Raw genomic sequence first — 19,788 nt, 5'->3', positions numbered from 1 at the left:
AACATAAAATATTTGAAAGCTGTCTAAAACTCATGCATAGTTTTTGTACAAACTAAAAACATAATAACAAGGAAAAGCGAATGGCAAGCGCGGAAGATTTAAAACAATATAATCTGATTACATATATTCTTTATATTTTAGGATTTTTTCTTGGTCTGACCCCATTTATTGCGATTGTGATGAATTATATCAAGCGTGATGAAATGCGCGGTACCTGGCTGGAAAGTCATGTCGACTGGCAAATTAAAACCTTCTGGATCAGTTTACTGGGTTATATCGTCGGTGGCTTATTGACCGTGATCTTGATTGGTTTCTTGATCGTGTTTCTGGTCTTTATCTGGCATATCTACCGCTTGGTCAAAGGGGTAATTGCCTTAAATAACAATCAATCGATTGAAGCTTAAGTTGCTATAAAATCAAAGGGAATATTACGGCCTTGCAGACCACCAGTATGAATGATTAGCAGTTTTGATCCAGCTGGAAAATAATTTTTCTCGATCAGATCAAAAATCCCCATCAGCATTTTAGCCGTGTAGATCTGCTCCAGTGGAATTGCAAATTCGGCTTCAAAATCCCGGATAAACTGTACCAAGGCTGCACTGGTTTTGGCATAACCACCACAACAATAATCATCGAGAATGTTCCAGTTGGTTTTTTTCGTCAGTTGGGCGACTTCATCTTTTAAAAATGAACCTTTCAGTGCGGAAAATCCTAAGATCTGTTGATGCGCGTGACTGGCTTCGATCAATCCGCTGATGGTGCCACCGGTGCCTACTGCACAACAAATCACATCAAATTGCGCATCGCTATCTTTTAATATTTCCTGACACCCTTGAATCGCCAAAGCATTGGTTCCACCTTCAGGAATCACATAATGTTCAGGAAATTGTCGAGCGAGTTCGGCCAAATACTCAGGCTGTTGCTTGCGCCGATATTCATCACGACTGACGAAATGCAACTGCATCCCGAATTCTTGGGCGGTGGCTAATGTTGGATTCAATGGTCGATCAGCCAGTTCTTCACCCCGAATCACTCCAACACTCTGGAAACCAAACTGCTGTGCGGCAAATGCAGTAGCAGCAATATGATTGGAATAAGCACCTCCAAAACTCAGAATATGCTGATAACCCTGTCTTTTGGCTTCAAGAAAATTATATTTCAGTTTAAAAAACTTGTTGCCCGAGATTTGTGGATGCACCAGATCCAGACGACGTATTATTAAAGTAATATCGTGAAAATTAATCTGTTGATCTGGAATATTTTGGGCAATGGTTTCAAACATAAAAGTTCGCAAAGTTCATGATAGAGGCATTATAGCGGAAGTGCTAAAAATCAAAGTTTTTCAATAAGCCATTATTCGCTGAAAGCTATGGAATTGGTTGTAGATTGTCACAAATATTCCGCTGATTATTTAAACAACAATGCTAATCTAAACAGAGGAAACCCTGAGGAGGGTAGAATAATGAAAATATTATCCTGTGCTGTGTGGGTCGGCATGCTGCTCAGTCTGTCGGGCTGTGATGATGCGATGAATAAACCTAAAACAGAAACCCGCACCATGATTATTGGTGGCGTACCTGTATATGAGCAGGATTATCAACTGCTAGACAAGCATTTGAGTGCTCAGGATCAGTTAAAACCTTAAGTAATTGCCATAGTTAAAATTCATGATAAATCCAGAAATTTTTACAGCAAATCGTCAGGTTTTTGCTTAAAATAGCCCTTCAATTTTTAAGTCAGGTTATCTCGTGGAATCATTCTGGATTTTAGGTTCGATTGCTTTTGCCCTGATGTTAGGCGCAATGAGCCCCGGGCCAACTTCTATTTATGTGGCAAAAAACTCAATTGCCATTTCACGTAAACATGGTTTATTTACTGCATTGGGTACTGGTCTCGGTGCAGCGATTTTTGGTCTGTTGGCGGTTCTCGGTTTGCAGGCATTTTTACTAGCTGTACCTTCAGCTTATTTGGCCTTAAAAATTTGTGGTGGTTTATATTTACTTTGGCTGGCGTTTAAAATCATTAAACATGCCAAAGATCCAATCGAAGCGGATACAACCATTAGCAAACAGATGTCTTTACGTCGTGCCTTTACCACCGGTTTAATCACGCAGTTGTCCAATCCCAAAATTGCGATTGTGCTAGCCAGTATTTTTACCGCGTTATTGCCCAAAGAAATTCCAACATATTTTTATTTTGTTTTGCCTGTCTTATGTTTCTTTATTGATGCGGGCTGGTGTTCATTGGTCGCAGTTGCATTATCTGCGGAAAAGCCACGTTGTGTTTATTTGAAGTTTAAGGCCTTATTTGACCGCGCAGCAGGCGCAGTTATGACGGTACTTGGCTTAAAACTGATCTTTGGTATGAAGTAATTATTTCGTATAAACGCTCTGCTTATAAATAAAAAAAGCCCCTAGTCATAGAGGCTTTTTTATATCAATTAAAAAGTATTTTCTTCCGAATTAGCAGAAATACGATGAATCGACAAGTCTGCACCGTTGAACTCTTCTTCCTCAGTCAGGCGAATACCCATCAAAACCTTAAGCAAGCCATACACCAAAAAACCACCCGCCAAAGCAATGACAATCGCCAGCATTGTACCTAGGAGTTGTGAAATTAAAGACACTCCTCCCATTCCTCCGAGCCATTGCTGACCGAAGATACCCACAGCTAATCCACCAAAAGCACCACAAACACCATGTAAAGGCCAGACTCCCAATACATCATCCACTCTAAGTTTATTTTGGGTATAGGTAAAAAGTTTCACAAAAATAATACCGGCGCTGATCCCGATAAAAAAAGCACCCAAGGGATGAACAACATCTGATCCGGCACAAATCGCCACCAGACCTGCTAAGGGACCATTATGCAGGAAGCCCGGGTCATCTTTCCCCGCAACTTTGGCTGCTATTGTTCCACCGATCATGGCCATCAAAGAGTTAATGGCGACCAGTCCAGAAATGGCATCCAGCCGCTGCGCGCTCATGACATTGAAGCCGAACCAGCCAACAATCAGAATCCAGGAACCCAAAGCCAAAAAAGGAATTGATGAAGGAGGATGCGCGGTGATCCGGCCATCTTTTTTGTAACGGCCATGACGCGCACCAAGTAGGATTATTGCGGCCAGTGCGATCCAGCCGCCCATTGCATGAACGACAACTGAACCGGCAAAATCATGAAAACTTGCACCAAATGCATGGGTCAGCCAATCCTGAAAACCAAGGTTGCCATTCCAGATCATACCCTCAAAAAACGGATAGATAAGCGCAACCAGAAATAATGTCGCTAAAGCCTGTGAACGCATTTTGGCACGCTCTGCAATCCCTCCAGAGATAATCGCTGGAATTGCTGCAGCAAAAGTCAACAGGAAAAAACAGCGCATCAGATTGTAGCCATGATCGGCAGACAAGGTTGCAGCATCATGGAAAAAGTGCTGACCGTAGGCAATATAGTAGCCCACTAAAAAATAGGCGATGGCGGAGATGGCAAAGTCGGTTAGAATTTTACTTAGGGCATTGACCTGGTTTTTATGTCGAACTGTTCCAAGCTCTAAAAAAGCAAATCCAGCATGCATGGCAAGCACTAGAACTGCACCGAGAAGAAGAAATAATAAGTCTATATTTTGCATGGTGCGTTCCAATTTAGTGCGCGGGATCACAAAAGAAAATCAGTATATAGAGGCAAATTGATTGTAGAAGAGGGCTAAGCAAGGGAAATTTTGATGAAGAATTTCTTGAAATTGATAAGACTCGATATAAAGCACGTTACTATTTTTTTGCACCAAACTAAGACATGGCGAGAGTTCATAAAATTGAAATTTATATTATATTTTTAGGTGTTTATATTTATCGTAAGAAAAACGGTGCTAAAAAAGCATGCTAAAGGTGCACGTAAAAAGTAAAAGATTTTTAAGAAAAAATTTAAAAATAAACGAAACTATTGCTTTTAAATTTCAAAGCGTCATTCAAGTTTTAAATTTACCAAGTCATAGGGAATCTGGCTGAAGGATATTTAAAATAAATGAAACCCTAAAAAATTAGGGTTTCATGCTTAGATAAAATTATTGAAGTATTCAATTAATCTTTAAAATGTACCGGAATCCATTGATAGCTTTTATTGTCTTTAGAATAAATATGTCCAATCCCCGGAAATGGCAAATGTGGTGCTGCTACCGTCTGACCATTTTTCGCATATTCAGCAAAATATTTTAAGCGGGTTTCGATCGCCTTTTTCGGATCGACATCAAAGTCAACGCCGGTCTGTGGGCGATTAAACTGCAGCGTATGTGAGTGCACAATATCTCCAATAAACACCATCTGCTGACCTTTAGATTTTAAGCTAAAACCAAAATGCCCCGGTGTATGTCCAGCCGAACTGATAACATCGAAAGCATGGATTTTATCGCCAGTTTTAAAGGTTTTGAGCTGATTCTTGGCCTGATAGGGTGCAATGGCTTTCTTGATTTTATCGACTGTGCCCAAAAAACCTGCCTGCTTGGCTTTTGGTAATTTTTCTACCGTTGTGGGATTTATCCAGAAATCCAGTTCAGCTTGAGACACATAAATGTTGGCATTGGGAAAATTGGCAACGCCGTTATTACTGATGCCGCATACATGGTCTGGATGTAAATGCGTGAGCAGGATGGCATTGACCTGTTCAGGTTTATGCCCGGAAGCCTTTAAATTGGAATACACTGAACCTAGGTGTGGACCATTACAGCTTGAAGTCCCGCTATCGACCAGAACCAGTTCTTTGGCTGTATTGACCAGAAAGGCATTCACGGAGGTTTGGATGCCTTTAGCTTGATCGACGTAGTATTTTTTCAATATCTGGTCGGCTTGAGCTGCTGGAATATCTTTAAATAAGGCTTTGGACAGATAATTGGTGCCATCTAGCAGGGCAGTAATTTGGTAATCCCCGAAGTTATGTTGATAATAACCGGGAACCTGTTTTTGTTGTTGGGTGCTAGAAACGGATTGTGCATGTGTTTGAGAGATACCCGCCATTGAACCTAAAGCAAGCAATGACACGACGAGAGAAGAAGTGAAGTATTTCATAGCTATTCTTATGTAATTAAAGTCAATTCTATGTATTAGCACGGATGCCAGCAAAAAAGAATATGAATATATTTACCATTTTTTAAAATGGAAGTGCTGATTTGTCATCTGTACTAAAAATTCAGTCTGAATCTGTATATTGATTTTTTTAAAGTAAGGTACCTGTTTTTTATTAAAATATTATTATAAATAAAATGCTTAGATATATTTCACTTTTTATGAAAAGCTCGTTAACATGGGGTATTACGAACAAGCTTTGGGTGTCGCGATGAGTTTTTGGAAAAGAAAAAACAATGCCAGCTTTGTATTTTTCATTATTACCTTATATTCACTACTTGGTTTTGGACTGGGCTATGTGATTTGGGAATTTGTGTTGCAAGGCTAAGTGACCCAGCAATAAAAAAGCCTCTAGAGATAGAGGCTTTTTTTATTGCTTGAATATTATTCTAGAAAATAAGCATTTACTTTTGTCGGGGCAAAAGTAACAAAACCCCTTTGTTAGTTAGAGGGCACGTCCATGTGCCCCTAACGAACCGGCGACATCCATGTCGCAGGTCATGTGATTTTAAATTTTTGTATTTATAGAAAAATATGTAAAATAATTTACAGGAAAATTATGAATTTATAGATTGTGTAAGAAGGTTAGATAAACAAGCATGCAAGAAAATTATGAAGAAAAACTTAAGCTGATACACAATATTTTAATTTCTGTTTCTACAGGTACTAATATAACTCCAATTTTGAATCAAAATTATGCTCAACTTAGAAGTGAATTGTTATCTTCTAAGTATAAGGATTCATTGCCAATTTATGTAAAGAGTAGTTTGGACTTAAAACAGTTTTGGTCAGTAATTAAAAATGAAAGCCCGACTTATCGAGGTCGTAGAGATATTTTGAACAACGATTTTCTAAAATTAGAAAGTTTATTCAATCATAATATTTCTGAAAAATATCATTTTAAAATTTTAACTAAGTCTAAAAAGAAATTTTATAAATGTGATATGACATTTGATGAATTACAAAAAATTGTAAATTCATATCATTATGCTGAGGATTTGGTAATACAAGGAAATACAATACTTGCCTCTGATATTGAATCGATTTCTCTCAGAGTGAGTTTTGAAGATTTCGAAATATATGAAAGAGAAGCTAAAGTTGAATTAGATAATGAACGTCAAAAAGATTTAAATAATGGGTTAATAATGCCTTTTGGCTATGATGTTAAAAGTTGTGCTTTTAGCAAATTAGAAAATGTTACTGATAAATTTATCGTACATCCATTAGGAGCATTAAGAACTAAAAAACAGTTTGAGCTTTCCACTGTGAAAAAGGGCGATGCATTGAAGAAAATTTTTATTAGTCATGCAACAAAAGATAAAGAAATCATAGAAGAATTGATAGATCTATTAGAAAGTATTGGTATTAATTCTACACAAATTTTTTGCTCTTCATTTGAAGGATACGGAATACCTTTAGGTGACAACTTCCTAGATAAAATTAAACAAGAGTTATCATCCGAAGTGCTTGTTCTATTTGTAATCACAAATAACTTTTATGAAAGTAAGGTTTGTTTATGTGAAATGGGAGCGGCTTGGGCTTTATCTAAGGGGCACATTCCAATTGTTGTACCACCCTTATCATATTCTGATATACAGGGGGTAATTCCATTGACACAAGGGATGTTGATTAATGAAGTTCCGAAATTGAATAGTTTGAAAGAGAAGTTAGAAAATGACTTCTGTGTTGAACAAAAAATAAGTTTGAATAATTGGGAAAGAAAAAGAGATAGGTTTATTAATAATATTAGTAAATTAATCTAATTTTTTCTATAAAAAATCCGCCAATTAATGGCGGATTTTTTTATGAAGTAATTAAGACACTTTATCACCCGGTTTAGCGCCACTTTCAGGTGAAATCACCCAAACACCGTCGCCATTACCCGCAGCGAGTACCATACCGTTAGAAATACCAAAACGCATCTTACGTGGTGCAAGGTTTGCCACCATCACCACCAGTTTGCCTTTCAGGTCTTCAGGTTGGTAGAACTCACGGATACCACTAAACACGTTACGTGGTTCAGCTTCACCGACATTTAAAGTCAATTGAAGCAGCTTGTCAGAACCTTCAACTGTAGCAGCTTCAAGAACTTCCGCGACACGCAGGTCAATTTTCATAAAGTCTTCAATGCCAATGATTTCAGCTTCACCAACTTTAGGCTCAGGCTTTTTCTCAGCTTTCTTCTCTTTTTTCTTTTCAGCTTTAGCTGGTTCAGCAGTAGGGGTAGCTAAAGAATCTTTAGATGCATCCACCATAGCAGCAACAGCTTTAGGGTCAACACGTTGCATGAGTGGTTGGAACAATGCAATTTCATGACCCACTAGAATGGTTTTGCGAGAAGCAAAATCGAAGCTTTCAAGTTGCAAGAAATCTTGAACCTGTTGAGCTAGTGTCGGCAATACAGGAGCCAAGTAAACTGCCAATTGACGGAACAGGTTGATCCCCACAGAACATACGTCATGAACTTGTTGTTCCTGACCTTCCTGTTTCGCAAGTGCCCAAGGCTTTTTCTCATCGATGTACTGGTTGGCTTTGTCCGCAAGTGCCATGATTTCACGGATCGCTGCCGAGAACTCACGGTCTTCATATGCTTGAGCAATTGAACTACCGGCATCAATAAAGCTTTGCACCAGTTCAGGCTCTGCACATGTTGCACTTAACTTGTTATCAAATTTAGTGTTGATGAATTTTGCACAGCGGCTGGCAATATTCACGACTTTACCGACCAAATCTGAATTTACTTTCTGAACGAAATCATCAAGGTTCAGGTCAGAATCTTCAACTTTGTCAGAAAGTTTCGACGCGAAGTAATAGCGTAGATATTCAGGATTTAAATGCTCTAAATAGGTTTCCGCTTTAATAAATGTGCCGCGAGATTTTGACATCTTTTGGCCATTGACAGTCAAGAAACCATTCACGAATAAGCCTGATGGCGTGCGGTAGTTTGCACCTTCAAGCATTGCCGGCCAGAACAGGGCATGGAAATACACGATGTCTTTACCAATGAAGTGATAGACCTCATTTTCAGAATCTTTTTTCCAGTAGTCATCAAAATTCAATTCAGGACGTTTGGTTTTGATGTAGTTTTCAAAGCTCGACATATAACCAATCGGCGCATCCACCCAAACATAGAAATATTTGTTTGGCGCATCTGGAATTTCAAAACCGAAGTATGGCGCATCACGTGAGATGTCCCAGTCGTTCAAGCCATTTTCAAACCATTCGTCCAGCTTGTTGGCAATCGATACCGGCAAGCGACCTTCATCACGAGTCCATTTTTGCAGGTATTCACCAAAATTTGGCAATTTAAAGAAGTAATGATCAGATGATTTTTCGACTGGAGTTGCGCCACTTAAAGTGGAATGCGGATTCAACAACTCTGTCGCATTATAAGTTGCACCGCAGACTTCACATGAGTCGCCGTACTGATCTTCCGCCTTACATTTAGGACAGGTGCCTTTAATGAAACGGTCTGACAGGAACATGCCTTTTTCAGGATCAAAAAGCTGGGTCACCGGACGAACTGCAATATTGCCCGCATCACGGTTTTTCACATAGATTTCTGACGCACGAGCACGGTTGGTATCGCTATGTGTAGAATCATAATGATCGAAATGCACACCGAAACCGTCAAAGTCACGAATGTGTTCTTTTTGCACATTGGCAATTTGCGCTTCAGGTGAAATGCCATTCGCTTCGGCACGTAGCATGATCGCGGTTCCGTGAGCATCATCCGCACAGACATAAGTCACATCATGACCCATCGCACGCATGGCACGTACCCAAATATCTGCTTGGATATAGCCAAGTAAGTGACCCATATGAATCGGGCCATTGGCGTAAGGAAGGGCATTGGTGACTAAAATTTTACGCACGGATTCACTCTCTCATTCGTATTCATTATGCAATGGGCCATAATTTTACATGATGCCGAGGGGATTACAAAGAAATGCTTTGCTGAAACCCTGCGAATAGATGGACTTGGACAGCCCGAATACAAAAGCCTGCATCATCTTTAGCATATAGCTTTTCAATACAGATTTGACTCAGCTCATGCTACATCCTGCAAACAATAGCAACAACTTGTACAGGCTTTGTTGCAGTTTGCTTACTTCGCCCGATTCGCGTAATGCTTTGTGCTAAAAAAATGGCTGATTGTTTATATGATATGCCTAAGGAGGGTACCTCATGACTCAGCAGAACCAAAACAATACGTCGAAGCAAAATCAAGATAAAGAACAACATGCACGCGAATTGAATGATCAGCTTGCAAAAGAGCAAAAGCAAAACGAGCTGGATAAACAGCATAATCAGGAACATAAGAACGGGCAAAGTGCCCAGACCCATGCTGATCAGAAGTCTGATACCCAGCATAACGGTAAAGAGGAAAATGCTGAGCAATCAGCGCAAAAAGACAGTTCTCAAGAGAATCAGTCTGATAAAAAAACTGAAAGCTTTAAGATGGATGACTTAAAAGCCAAAGCGATAGCGATTGGTGAAGAGCTATTGCAAAAAGGTGAAAAGCTTCTGAATGAGCTGAAACATAGCAAATCTGACAACCAGAAAAATGCTGAGCAAGGTTCGGATGATGCGAAAAAAGCCAAAGCGGATCATACCTCTCAAGATAAGTCATCTAACAAGTCAGATAAACAAAATGCTAAAGATGGTCAGACCGATCAGCAGGCAGGTATGGCAAATTTAAAAGATGAAGCCATGCATAAGTTTGAAGATACCAGACAGAAAATCACAGACTTATTCAGCGAAGCCTCGGTTAAGTTCGCTGAGCTGAAACAGATGGCAACTGATACGATGAATAAAATGAAAGATAATCAATCGAAGGAAGGTGATTCTGATCAGCAGCAAGATGCCAAAGATACAGATTCAGAAAGCAACTCTCAGTCTAAAAAGGATGAATCGAAACAAGATCAGGATAAAAATACCAAGGATCAACAGGACAAATCTGAAAACAATAAAAATCATAAATAGTCTGTGATCGTTAAGCCACTTTAATCATAGAAGGTTAAAGTGGCTTAACACGCTCGAGATAAATAAAAAAAATTTATTACATCAAAATAGTCCATCTCTCTTTTCTTTCATTATTTCTATTCACCAAGATTCCATAAAATATTTCACAAAACCGAGTAAAATGGTTGGAAATTGAAGATATCTGTTTCATCTTCTCCAATACAGTGCTTAACCTTCGCCTAAAACCCCGTTAAACTAAGCGATTCAGATGTCGATCTACATTTTTGGAGTAACCTATGTCTTGGCTTTCTTCGCTTAAATCGGTTTTTTCGCCTTCCAAGGAGGTGAACGAAGAAGCTGTGCAAAACGTACTGCAAAACTATATCTTGCCAAATTCCAGCAATGCCTTGAAAGATCGTATTACGCAGGTCAATGTACAGGGTGAGATTCTGCAAATCACTTTGAATACCTATCCAGAAGAAAAAGCGCAGCTGCAACAAATTCATGATGAACTGGCGGAAGCTTTGCAAAAATGTGGTATTCAAGAACTGAATATGCATGTGATTCAGCAGAAAACTGGACATAAGAAAGAAGGGGGTTGCGGGCATAACCATGCTGAAGGTGAAAACTGTTCAAGCGAGCCTAAAGCGGAAGCAAAATCCAATCTTCCCCCTGTGGTTGATGCGTCGGCACAGCCTGCAAAAACAGAAGAAGCTGATCCAAATAATCCACCTATTCAAAAAGCTGCGCCGCAACAGCGTGATGTTCCAAAACACCCAAGGATTCAAAATGTGATTCTGGTGTCATCTGGTAAAGGTGGCGTAGGTAAATCGACCACGACTGTAAATCTGGCTTTGGCTCTACAGAAATTAGGCCTGCGCGTAGGCGTACTAGATGCCGATATTTACGGCCCAAGTATTCCGACTATGCTCGGCAATGCCGGCAAAACGCCAATGATCGAAGCAGAGCAGTTTGTCCCTATCGAAGCCTATGGGATGGCGGTATTATCAATTGGCCATTTAACTGGAGATCACAATACTCCAGTCGCCTGGCGTGGTCCAAAAGCCACGGGTGCATTAATGCAGTTATTCAATCAGACCCTATGGCCAGACCTTGATGTGCTGATGATTGATATGCCACCTGGCACAGGTGATATCCAGTTAACTCTCGCGCAGCGTATTCCGGTAACGGGCGCAGTAATTGTGACAACGCCACAAAACGTGGCCTTGCTGGATGCGACCAAAGGCATTGAATTGTTTAACCGCGTGCAGATTCCGATCATGGGCGTGATTGAAAACATGTCGACCCATATCTGCTCAAATTGTGGTTTTGAGGAACAGATTTTTGGTACAGGCGGTGGCGATAAACTGTCTGAGCAATATCAAGTCCCATTATTGGGTCGTTTACCTTTGGATGCTAAAATTCGTGAAAATGCGGATGCCGGTACACCTTCTGTCATTGCCGAAGATGCTGCTGCAGAAAGCTATATGCTGATTGCAGAGAAAATTGCCGCACAGCTACCCAAAGCAGAAAAAGACCATAGCCGAATTTTCTAATTCTATAGACAATTCAGATATTTAAGCCTTAGCTAAAAGCTAGGGCTTTTTATTTCTTATTTTTAAAATTAGCTCGATTTAAATGACCGAAATTGACTGAAATGACTATCGGGTATTTATCCTAAACATTTATATAAGTATTTGAATTAATTAAAATAAATAAATTTAAATTTTAGGTTATATGTTCTCTTACAATTATTTTTTTGCAGCACTGACCGAATTCTTCTATGCTACTCGGATTAGAGCGAGGTCAAACTATGATTTCATGGTTTTTTATTGGTTTAGTGGCAACCATTCTTTTAACACCAGGCCCAACCAATACCTTATTGGCATCTTCAGGCATTCAGGTCGGATTTAAAAAAACATTTCGTTTAATTCCTGCGGAAGCCTTTGGTTATCTGATTGCCATTAGTTTATGGGGCATTCTGATCGGAAAAATTTCCGTTCATCTTCCGCTTTTACCGACCATTCTCAAACTTTTTAGTGCTGGCTATATTCTATTTCTCGCTGTGAAATTATGGCGGACTGCAGAAATAAGCGAAAATCTTGAAAATGTCTCGATTCGCGCACGAGAATTATTTTTGGCAACCTTGCTTAATCCTAAAGCACTTTTATTTGCCTCAGCGATCTTTCCTGTCATTGTCTGGAAAAGCGGCCAACATTATGTGACTCATATGCTGGTTTTCTTGCTTCTGTTGATCCCGATTGCATTCTTCTGGACTTTTCTGGGTTCAATCCTGGCTAGAAAAAACAGTCGCTGGCTCAATCAGAAAAACCTGCAGAAAACGGCTTCGCTGGTATTAATGAGCTTTTCCATTCCTTTAAGCTATTCTGCACTTTTAAGTTTATAAGCTGATCTCAATCAGCAATTTTTTGGCAACTTTAGCTCTAAGCCTTTCACTTATTTTCATTAGTGTCAATTTCAGTTAAAGTACGTCGCAATAACTTGTTCTTAAGATTTTTGGATTATATCAATGGCAATTAAGTCTGATCGTTGGATTCGCGAAATGAGCGAAAAACACGGCATGATTGAACCGTATGCAGAAAACCAGGTACGTTTGGATGAAAATGGTCAAAAGCTGATTTCGTATGGCGTATCCAGCTATGGTTATGACGTGCGTTGTGCACGTGAATTTAAAGTATTCACCAATGTGCATTCTGCAATTGTCGATCCGAAGAACTTTGATGAACGCAGCTTTATTGATATCGAGTCGGATGTCTGTATCATTCCGCCTAACTCGTTTGCTTTGGCGCGTACCATCGAATATTTCCGCATTCCACGTAATGTTTTGACCGTGTGCTTGGGCAAGTCTACTTATGCGCGTTGTGGCATCATTGTTAACGTGACTCCGCTTGAGCCAGAGTGGGAAGGACACGTCACTTTAGAGTTTTCAAATACTACCAATCTTCCTGCGCGTATTTATGCAGGTGAAGGTGTAGCGCAGATGCTGTTTTTTGAATCTGATGAAGTCTGTGAAACCTCATATAAAGATCGTGGTGGTAAATATCAAGGTCAGACAGGCGTTACTTTGCCGAAGACCTAATTGTTTTAAAATATTGAATGACGGGACTTTATGTCCCGTTTATTTTTTTGAGATTTTCATTCATCGGAAACTGCTATTTTTCGCCTAATTGGCTTTGGCATCTGTATCAAAAATCAGCATAATGGATTCCGCATAACCATAAAAAAGATGCGATGCATTATAAAAAATCAAAGATTGGCGGCTGGGAAGCTGAAGCATAAGGTGCGGAGCATCGAATAAAAAGGAAAGAGTGAGATGGCTCAGATAAAAGATATATTTAAATTTCGCAAAAGTTATTTGGCGATGACAATCGGTTTCAGCCTGTTGCCTTCTGCACATGCGATGCAGGAATTATCAGATTCTTCTCTTTCTGACACCACCGGTGAGGGTGTTGCGCTGGTACTTGATGATTTTAAAATGGTGTTTCAAGGCCCTAACGATCTTTCTGCTAGTTCTAGTTATGCCAGAGGCATTGAAAACCCCGGACAAGCAGATACAGGCTTTATTCGTATTATCCCGACGGGTGAAAATTACAACCAACTTGGGCAGCGTGTATACGACAAAGTTTATAAATCTACATATGATAATGCTTTTCATGTTGAAAGAACGCAGAATTATGCAACTGAGTATCAGCAAGCCTTTGATACCTTAAAAACTGATTTTTATAATGATAACTATAATACGATTAAGAATACTTATGACACACAAGCTAACCGGGACGCATTTAAGCAAGAATTAGTTGATTATTATTATAATACAGACTTTATGAAAGCCTATTATGACCAACGTCGTGATGATTATTATAATGGTGCAGGTAATACCTCACCAGGTATTGATTATGATATCAAGCATGATGGCACAACAGAATATGAATTAACGCCACTGCAACCAAATAAGTCTGATGAATATGCAAATTTAAATACCCTTGAAATGATTCAATTTCTATATGGGCAAAATGCTAATCAGCAGATTCCAAATACTGAATGGAGTACGGCGGTTGATAGGCAGAATATTATTGGAGCAATTGTAGATGCAAGAATTATTGAACTAGTTAAAGCAGAATACAACAAAAAATTGGAAGCTGCTCTAGCCGGAATGATGAAAGATGCAGATAGTGCTGCTATGGCTGAAATCATTGCTAGAGCAGATCAGGCTGCTAAAACTGAAGCTGCTAAAAGCTCTGTGAGCACTTTAAGAACTAAAGCCGATGTATTTATTTATGGTCTGGCATTATCGAAAAGCGATGGTTCTTTAAGCACACGATACAGTAATCAGGGTTTCAGCTGGGGATCAGCAGATAATCCCTGGTTATTTCGGGCAGGAACTGAAAACGTCAAACAGTTTAAGGACGCTGCTAAAGATGTAGGCTATATTGCTTTGGAAGCCCCATTAAGTCCAATTACAGGGGTTGAAAGTGATAATAATATCAAGCTGGGCTTCTGGAGTGATATTTTTGCACGTGAGCTTAATTCCTCGAATGCTGTAGATCCTATAACAGGTGGGCCAATATCAGGACTTGATACGGATTACCGATTAAGAACCCAATTTGTTGCCAATGGTCTGAGTTTTAATGGCTCGCAAGTTCGGTTATTTCAAACCTTAGAATCTGACAATAAGAATTACAGCCAAACATTGGGTATGGCGAGTATTGTTCGTCTGAATACCAATGATCGACCAGAAACTCTAAGCAGTAGCGATAGTAATCTTAACAGTAAAGGTATTCGTCTCAGTACCGCAGCAAAAACAGATGCGCTTGATGGTAATGTCCCGACCCCGGCCTTGAATGGAAGTGATGCTCCTATATTTCATGATTCTGAGGGCTTATATCTCTATAGTCCAAATATTAACTTGGTGCTTGGTAATATGTACCAGCCTTTCGTTGTCGGTTCAGAAGGCAATAATATTATTTTAGAAGTGACACGTATTCCCAATATTCCTGCTATTTATAATCAAATTTATCAAAATTATGGGGGCGGATTGGGTACAACAGATTTAAAGGGTTCGACCTGTAATGTCTATAGTTGTGGTACACCGATTAAAAATAATGTGTCAGATACCACCGCACTTTATCAAGGGCGTAATGCGACTCACAGTAGTATCTCAATAGGGACTACAGAGCGTATCTCAGGAACAAATATGCTGCGTGCCAAGGATGGTGTGAATTCAACAGGAATCGTATTTAAAAATACTGAGGGTGTAAGTAAGAATTTTGGATCTGCTGTCATTGATGGTGTCCTGATTCAGCATCTGAAAATTAGAACAACTGGTCTTTAAGGGAGTATAAGAATGTCCAAATTAGTAACACTCTGTGCATTATTATGTACTTCTATGGCCAGTCTTGCCGGATTGGAAGCCCTTGATCAGCAAGCACTAACCAATACAGTGGGGCAGGGTGGAGCTGATCTTAACTGGACTTTATCTTTAAACCATGTTTATGCGACAGATTTAAGTAAAGATAAAATTTCTCGGCTTGATGGAAGTGGCAACCCGCTAGAAGTATTTTATGTTCTAGATCCCACCGCTTGTGGAGCAACAAAACAATTTTGCCGTCTGGCAATAGCGCCGAATAACCATGTCGATACCAATGGAAATAAAAAGTGGTTAGTCTTTAAAGGCATTCAAGGCACGATTCAGATTGATAAGTTTTCGATCGATGGAACAACCATCATTAATCATCGTAATGAACCACAAACGGCGATGCAAATTACCTTTTATGATCACCAGCCTTTAAAGATCCGTAATTTAGGCTTTAATACAGTTTCCATTGAAACGGGTACAGGTGCTGGCGCCTTGGAAGGTTATGCCAATACAGGTGTTTATAGTACGTATACAGGGCGTACCTATAATGCCGATGGAACTTATACAACCGCGCCCCAAGATGTTCCTTCATTTGATAAAGGTGCTGAAAAAGGATTTATGGGGTTGAACGTTCATGGAAATCTGCATACGTCAGGCAATTTGAAAATATTTGGTTATAACTGTACAGGTGGAGCACAAAGTCGTTGTTAGTAACAACGTCAAGTACAGCATAAGGATATATAAATGAAAAAAACAACAATAAAGTTGAAATTGCTAACAGTATGCATGTGTCTTATACAACAAGGTTATGCACTTGAAACTATTGAAGAGCAAGAATTGAGTGAAGTCACTGGACAAGATGGTATGGTGATTACTCATGAAATTTCTAAAGCCAGTATTGCTCAAGCCAATTGGTATGATCCAAATCCAACTGCCAACACTAAAATGGGTTTAGGTCTACATAATGTTGAGATTATTGGAAAAGATAATAAACCAATCATTAGTCAACTTGAAATAGATGTAGGTGCCACTTCACAAGGGGCAGGACTTCGGCTAGCTGCAAGTGTTTCACCGTTTCAAGCCACTGCAGATTTAAAATTGGTAAAGATCGCCTGTACGACCAATCCATGTAGTCAATCTGCGAATAGTATTCGGACTACGGGTACTCAATCTAATCAAACTTTGGGTGCATTAGGGATGAGTACCTCTACACCGCTTAGTGTGCTATTACAAACCAGTGCAGGTCTATTTAATAAAGATTCAATTGCCAGTATCGATTTTCAACTTAAAAATGCCACGATCAGTCATAAATTAGGCGAAAATAGTCTGATTTTGAATGACTTTAACTTTAACTTCGCGGGTCAAGGATATATGTACATTGACCCGGATGAAGGCGTGGTACTCACCACACGAAATGGCAGTCAAGATCATTATGTGGATCTAAAGCGTGCTGAAGATATTACTGATATCGCGGCTGGCCGGGTTAATCCGACCAATCCAGGGGTTAATATTGACCTGCGTTATAATACGCCAAATAATGAACGCAAAAATATTATGCGTTTAGGAGCTTCGGGTGCAGTCACTAACGCAAGATTATCCATGAGTGCAGATCAAACCCAGATAGGTACTTTTGATGTTAGTAACAAGGTGAATGGTGTACTAGAACGTCAGGACAAAGCTGCAACAGGTTACAGTGGCCTGGTCGGAGAAGGTGGGTTGAATCTAGGCTTGTCTGCAGATTTTACAGGTACTAATAGTACCGGGCTTCCAGCAACTATGGCACCTACAACACTTGAGATTGGTCATACCGGTAAGGGAAGTCATGCTGTGCAATTTTCCAAGCTCAGACCCTTGACTACACGTAATGCTGACGGATCCTTACATGGTAAAAATGCTTATATCGACTTTGGAAATATATATATAAATACCATTACTGCAAAAAGTCTCGATTTCATAATCAATGAAAATATGCAAAAGACTTTAGGTAGTAGTAGCACTGTACTTAAACAGACACTCAGTACCACCACGAATGGAGAGGATTTTGCCTATATCGCCGTACGTGGCATGGATTTTCAGTCCATTGCTGCTAAAGCACGTTTCATATCAGATAACTCTTTAGCGGAAATTGATGGCGATGGTGGTTCATGGGGAATCGGTATTCCTATTTATAATTTAAATGCCAATGTTGCGTTGTCTGGAACGACTTATGGAACAGACAATAAGCAAGCAATTGCGTATAACATTATGGCATCTACAGAAGGCTATGGAATTGACAAGAAAACCGGTTTGCCAAGCACAACCTCGATTATATTGATTGATGGTAAAAATGGCGATCATGGTGAGGCAGTTAACTATTATGCCGGTTTTAGGAATATCGATGCTTTGATCAAGTCGGAAGGGATTATTAGTTATAAAGATGAAGGTATTTATATTCGTGCCGATAAACTGCTGATTGGAGCTAAAGCTGAGCTTGCGATTGGTCAATTACCAGGATCTAAATATAATTGTACCAATGCATCGGTCACTAAATGCGGAAGCTATGTGCCTCATGATAATTTTTCTAAACGTGATGATGTCCTGACTAATATTGCTTTTAAACTTGATGGAAACGGCGAGCTCCTCATCATTCCAGGAGTGGATCCGACCAGCGATTCACCAGATACCAACTTCCTGTCATTTGATGCAAATTTTAAGTTTAGACCCCTTACCGCAGAAGAAACTGCAAATAAAGATAATCTGGGCAGCTATTTTAGTATTGCCAATGAAGATATTGATTCAGCCGGGGTATTAAAAACTTCGTCAATTAACTTTAACCGGATGGAAGGTCATTTGGGTGTCAAAGCAAAAGTTCGTGTCAGTGCAGATACAGTGACTTTGGATAATCAGGTCAAACTCAATTATGAAAATAATATTGCAACACCATTTAAAACCAATTTTGCCATGGCGACCAATGGCAATATGCAAAACATGGCAAGTATTGCACTGACTGGTGGAACCATTCGTAGCACGATGGGAATCACACCACGTTAAAAATCAGGATGAGAAAAATGAAAAAAATAATATTAAAAAGTCTAGTGGTAGCTATGATGGGCCTAAGTGGCCAGGTATCTGCATTAACCTCATTGGAAGACCAAGAGCTCTCAGAAGTCAATGGGCAGGCTTTATTGTCAATGGAGGTTCAGTCTGGATTTAACCAGATGGATAATCTAGGAGCTACTTATGACCAGAGTAATATCTCATTTTATAAATTAGGCTTGGAAGCCGAGATGGAAATTAATGCCAATATAAAAAAGCTACAACTCGGGTGTGGCGGTGTTAATGGTGCAACCGGCTGTGATATTGATATTGATCATATTGCCTTAAGTGGTAATCCTACGAATGGCGCGGATCGTGCCGCGACTTCAGCTCTGATTACTAATCCATTTGTACAATTTGCCATAAAAAATCCAAATCAGGCATCTACACGTGAAGTTTTAGGTTTCCGTTTAAGTGCGGAAAAGATTTCAGGTCTATTGACAATGGGGACAGAAAATAGTGCTACACCAAATGGTATTAACAGTTTCAGTGGTTATATGAAAACAAAATCTTCATCAGGAGTTGCAACAACCGCTCCTCGTGTTATGGATTATGCTGCAACTGGAATGAATATTGAGGGCACGGTAAAAGGCACTATATTAGGTCAACCATTACCTCTGGATTTACATTACACATCTAGCAATTATGCTTTCCAGTTAAATTCTACAACAGCACCTTTTACTATTCCTGCTACGATAGTGTCAGGAACAAGAATGAAAGAAGTTGTACTAAAAGGGACAGGGACAGTAGGTCGTATTGATTTTAAAGGACCATTAAAAGCAGAATTATTGGATGGAGCATTAAAATTAGATAAAGATATTACAGGCTACTTAACCGGGCTACAGACAGACATTACCGTTAAACAAAATCTCGGACTTATTCATGCTTTATATTTAAATAATCCAGCTTCACTCTCCTTGCAATCCCAAAGCATTTTATGGCCTGGTGCAGCAGTCGCAGCAAAACAAGGGTGGTGGCTGGCAATGGAAGATGAAGTGGATTTAGGAAGTATTTCACCTTCATATAGTGTGCCAATTTCAGATGCTGTTTTAAAGCAAACTATTGCAGGAATTAACCATGATTTAACCACTAATGTGCGAGATTGTGGAAGTCTGGTTTTTGGTTGTGTGCTAGGAAGTGCACTTGATGTAAAGGAAATTAAAAATCCTGCGCTACTTGATTTCCCTCTTACTAATTTAACTTTACAAGGCCAGAACTTTAAACCGAACTGCTTTGGTGGACATAAATTCTGCTAAG

17 protein-coding genes are annotated in these 19,788 nt (G+C 39.6%); 13 read left to right on the top strand and 4 right to left on the bottom strand.

Annotation, left to right across the window (positions count from 1 at the left end; all coding sequences use genetic code 11):
- Nucleotides 1-80 precede the first annotated feature (80 nt).
- Nucleotides 81-404 (top strand): DUF4870 family protein, encoded by a 324-nt coding sequence (locus AC13CK_RS13280; protein WP_479738944.1) that lies wholly within the window; start codon nucleotides 81-83, stop codon nucleotides 402-404.
- On the opposite strand, the gene AC13CK_RS13275 is transcribed toward AC13CK_RS13280, so the two are convergent.
- On the bottom strand, nucleotides 401-1,282 hold the full coding sequence (locus tag AC13CK_RS13275) for a 1-aminocyclopropane-1-carboxylate deaminase/D-cysteine desulfhydrase (protein ID WP_482831254.1): 882 nt from the start codon (nucleotides 1,280-1,282) through the stop codon (nucleotides 401-403). The genes AC13CK_RS13280 and AC13CK_RS13275 overlap by 4 nt on opposite strands.
- Nucleotides 1,283-1,462: 180 nt before the next feature.
- Here AC13CK_RS13275 and AC13CK_RS13270 point away from each other — a divergent pair, with 180 nt between their 5' ends.
- Entirely contained in the window at nucleotides 1,463-1,645 is a 183-nt protein-coding gene (locus AC13CK_RS13270; protein ID WP_482831253.1) for an NF038215 family lipoprotein, read from the top strand.
- Nucleotides 1,646-1,748: 103 nt separating this feature from the next.
- Nucleotides 1,749-2,372 (top strand): LysE family translocator, encoded by a 624-nt coding sequence (locus tag AC13CK_RS13265; protein WP_312325811.1) that lies wholly within the window; start codon nucleotides 1,749-1,751, stop codon nucleotides 2,370-2,372.
- A gap of 68 nt (nucleotides 2,373-2,440) precedes the next feature.
- Here the strand turns inward: AC13CK_RS13265 and AC13CK_RS13260 are convergent, their stop codons facing one another.
- Complete coding sequence (locus tag AC13CK_RS13260; RefSeq protein ID WP_044111056.1) at nucleotides 2,441-3,628, bottom strand: ammonium transporter; 1,188 nt, start codon at nucleotides 3,626-3,628, stop codon at nucleotides 2,441-2,443.
- Nucleotides 3,629-4,076: 448 nt separating this feature from the next.
- Entirely contained in the window at nucleotides 4,077-5,057 is a 981-nt protein-coding gene (locus AC13CK_RS13255; RefSeq protein WP_482831252.1) for an MBL fold metallo-hydrolase, read from the bottom strand.
- A gap of 268 nt (nucleotides 5,058-5,325) precedes the next feature.
- On the opposite strand from AC13CK_RS13255, the gene AC13CK_RS13250 reads away from it, so the two are divergent.
- Together AC13CK_RS13250 and AC13CK_RS13245 are read left to right on the top strand one after the other, a co-directional pair.
- Nucleotides 5,326-5,442 (top strand): hypothetical protein, encoded by a 117-nt coding sequence (locus AC13CK_RS13250; protein ID WP_086044934.1) that lies wholly within the window; start codon nucleotides 5,326-5,328, stop codon nucleotides 5,440-5,442.
- 271 nt (nucleotides 5,443-5,713) lie between these two features.
- Entirely contained in the window at nucleotides 5,714-6,877 is a 1,164-nt protein-coding gene (locus AC13CK_RS13245; RefSeq protein WP_224215676.1) for a toll/interleukin-1 receptor domain-containing protein, read from the top strand.
- A gap of 51 nt (nucleotides 6,878-6,928) precedes the next feature.
- On the opposite strand, the gene metG is transcribed toward AC13CK_RS13245, so the two are convergent.
- Nucleotides 6,929-8,989, bottom strand: a complete 2,061-nt coding sequence (gene metG, locus AC13CK_RS13240) for a methionine--tRNA ligase (protein WP_224215675.1) — start codon at nucleotides 8,987-8,989, stop codon at nucleotides 6,929-6,931.
- Between the two features lie 313 nt (nucleotides 8,990-9,302).
- On the opposite strand from metG, the gene AC13CK_RS13235 reads away from it, so the two are divergent.
- The 8 genes from AC13CK_RS13235 to AC13CK_RS13200 all read left to right on the top strand — a co-directional run bounded on the left by AC13CK_RS13235 (nucleotide 9,303) and on the right by AC13CK_RS13200 (nucleotide 19,787).
- On the top strand, nucleotides 9,303-10,100 hold the full coding sequence (locus AC13CK_RS13235; protein ID WP_482831251.1) for a hypothetical protein: 798 nt from the start codon (nucleotides 9,303-9,305) through the stop codon (nucleotides 10,098-10,100).
- A 275-nt stretch (nucleotides 10,101-10,375) separates the two neighbouring features.
- Entirely contained in the window at nucleotides 10,376-11,635 is a 1,260-nt protein-coding gene (gene apbC / locus AC13CK_RS13230) for an iron-sulfur cluster carrier protein ApbC (RefSeq protein WP_482831250.1), read from the top strand.
- A 257-nt stretch (nucleotides 11,636-11,892) separates the two neighbouring features.
- Nucleotides 11,893-12,486, top strand: a complete 594-nt coding sequence (locus AC13CK_RS13225; RefSeq protein WP_004732019.1) for a LysE family translocator — start codon at nucleotides 11,893-11,895, stop codon at nucleotides 12,484-12,486.
- Nucleotides 12,487-12,609: 123 nt separating this feature from the next.
- Nucleotides 12,610-13,179: a dCTP deaminase gene (dcd, locus tag AC13CK_RS13220; RefSeq protein WP_004280726.1), complete on the top strand. Its 570-nt coding sequence runs from the start codon at nucleotides 12,610-12,612 to the stop codon at nucleotides 13,177-13,179.
- A 234-nt stretch (nucleotides 13,180-13,413) separates the two neighbouring features.
- The gene (locus AC13CK_RS13215; protein ID WP_425878722.1) at nucleotides 13,414-15,432 is read left to right on the top strand and encodes a hypothetical protein; all 2,019 of its coding nucleotides are present in this window, start codon (nucleotides 13,414-13,416) and stop codon (nucleotides 15,430-15,432) included.
- 12 nt (nucleotides 15,433-15,444) lie between these two features.
- Complete coding sequence (locus AC13CK_RS13210) at nucleotides 15,445-16,167, top strand: hypothetical protein (protein WP_425878724.1); 723 nt, start codon at nucleotides 15,445-15,447, stop codon at nucleotides 16,165-16,167.
- 33 nt (nucleotides 16,168-16,200) lie between these two features.
- Nucleotides 16,201-18,486: a hypothetical protein gene (locus AC13CK_RS13205; RefSeq protein WP_425878726.1), complete on the top strand. Its 2,286-nt coding sequence runs from the start codon at nucleotides 16,201-16,203 to the stop codon at nucleotides 18,484-18,486.
- 17 nt (nucleotides 18,487-18,503) lie between these two features.
- A complete protein-coding gene (locus AC13CK_RS13200) occupies nucleotides 18,504-19,787 on the top strand; it encodes a hypothetical protein (RefSeq protein ID WP_005106243.1) in 1,284 nt (427 codons plus the stop codon).
- Nucleotide 19,788: the final 1 nt, after the last annotated feature.

This window comes from Acinetobacter sp. L-24, assembly GCF_056857555.1.
This window is presented reverse-complemented; position numbering and strand designations above follow the sequence as displayed.

Bases quoted from the DNA above. Each gene is read 5' to 3' on its own strand.
- AC13CK_RS13215 (WP_425878722.1), top strand. From the start codon at position 13,414: ATGGCTCAGATAAAAGATATATTTAAATTTCGCAAAAGTTATTTGGCG.
- AC13CK_RS13235 (WP_482831251.1), top strand. From the start codon at position 9,303: ATGACTCAGCAGAACCAAAACAATACGTCGAAGCAAAATCAAGATAAA.
- AC13CK_RS13210 (WP_425878724.1), top strand. From the start codon at position 15,445: ATGTCCAAATTAGTAACACTCTGTGCATTATTATGTACTTCTATGGCC.
- AC13CK_RS13200 (WP_005106243.1), top strand. From the start codon at position 18,504: ATGAAAAAAATAATATTAAAAAGTCTAGTGGTAGCTATGATGGGCCTA.
- dcd (WP_004280726.1), top strand. From the start codon at position 12,610: ATGGCAATTAAGTCTGATCGTTGGATTCGCGAAATGAGCGAAAAACAC.
- AC13CK_RS13280 (WP_479738944.1), top strand. From the start codon at position 81: ATGGCAAGCGCGGAAGATTTAAAACAATATAATCTGATTACATATATT.
- AC13CK_RS13205 (WP_425878726.1), top strand. From the start codon at position 16,201: ATGAAAAAAACAACAATAAAGTTGAAATTGCTAACAGTATGCATGTGT.
- AC13CK_RS13250 (WP_086044934.1), top strand. From the start codon at position 5,326: ATGAGTTTTTGGAAAAGAAAAAACAATGCCAGCTTTGTATTTTTCATT.
- AC13CK_RS13225 (WP_004732019.1), top strand. From the start codon at position 11,893: ATGATTTCATGGTTTTTTATTGGTTTAGTGGCAACCATTCTTTTAACA.
- apbC (WP_482831250.1), top strand. From the start codon at position 10,376: ATGTCTTGGCTTTCTTCGCTTAAATCGGTTTTTTCGCCTTCCAAGGAG.
- AC13CK_RS13245 (WP_224215676.1), top strand. From the start codon at position 5,714: ATGCAAGAAAATTATGAAGAAAAACTTAAGCTGATACACAATATTTTA.
- AC13CK_RS13255 (WP_482831252.1), bottom strand. From the start codon at position 5,057: ATGAAATACTTCACTTCTTCTCTCGTCGTGTCATTGCTTGCTTTAGGT.
- AC13CK_RS13260 (WP_044111056.1), bottom strand. From the start codon at position 3,628: ATGCAAAATATAGACTTATTATTTCTTCTTCTCGGTGCAGTTCTAGTG.
- AC13CK_RS13270 (WP_482831253.1), top strand. From the start codon at position 1,463: ATGAAAATATTATCCTGTGCTGTGTGGGTCGGCATGCTGCTCAGTCTG.
- AC13CK_RS13275 (WP_482831254.1), bottom strand. From the start codon at position 1,282: ATGTTTGAAACCATTGCCCAAAATATTCCAGATCAACAGATTAATTTT.